Raw genomic sequence first — 696 nt, forward strand, 5'->3', positions numbered from 1 at the left:
CCTGTTCGCCGCATCAGGCGCCCGCCAGCGCTATCCACCGCTATCCACAAGCCCGCTATTTTGCCGCCAGTGCGGGAGTGTCGAACACCACCTGGCTCAGGCCGTGGCGCATGAAGGTGCGAATGTTGGCGTGGTCGCTGCCGTCCGGGTTGCCCAGTACATGCTCGCGGTAAAAATGGCCGAAGCAGGCCAGGGTCTGCGCATCGGAAAGCGTCTGGAGTTTGGCGAAGGCAAAAATCTTGCACGAGCCTTCATTGGTGCCGGCTTCGTTACGCACACTGTCATCGCCCTCACCATTGATGAAGGTGGCCGGGGTGTAATGGTAGTGCTCGGCAATGACGGCTTGTACCGCGTCGAAAGTGACGCTTTCGGGGGCGCTGTTCAGGGTGTCCAGCAAGGTGCTTAGGGAGGTGCTCATGGGGGAGTCCTGTGCGATGTAAAGCGCTGCAGGATAGCGCCAACCCTGCACAGAGTCACGGTTGGCGCGGGGGGTTATGGCTACTGCACAGCGGAATCTTTAGGCAGAACCATGCCGGTGCTTTGCAGCGGGCTACAGTTCTTGATGACCACTTTCCCTTCCAGCATGTTGCCACGGGAATATTCCCGGAAAATGCACTCGTTGGTTTCCGGGTTGTAGTTTTCGATCCACAGGTTGTCATCTTTCCAGGTGGCGCTGATGTGGTACTGCTCTTCGGG

The 696-nt window shown here is 58.6% G+C and carries 1 protein-coding gene and 1 pseudogene; both read right to left on the reverse strand.

Annotated features, from left to right (window positions below):
- Nucleotides 1–55: 55 nt before the first annotated feature.
- Complete coding sequence (locus tag A3754_RS23315) at nt 56–418, reverse strand: HopJ type III effector protein (protein WP_063521480.1); 363 nt, start codon at nt 416–418, stop codon at nt 56–58.
- A gap of 80 nt (nt 419–498) precedes the next feature.
- A pseudogene (locus A3754_RS28175) lies at nt 499–696 on the reverse strand (hypothetical protein); the annotation flags it as partial.

Source organism: Alcanivorax sp. HI0083 (genome assembly GCF_001635175.1).

Excerpts from the sequence above, each read along its gene's own strand:
- A3754_RS23315 (WP_063521480.1), bottom strand. The coding sequence starts at position 418 with ATGAGCACCTCCCTAAGCACCTTGCTGGACACCCTGAACAGCGCCCCC.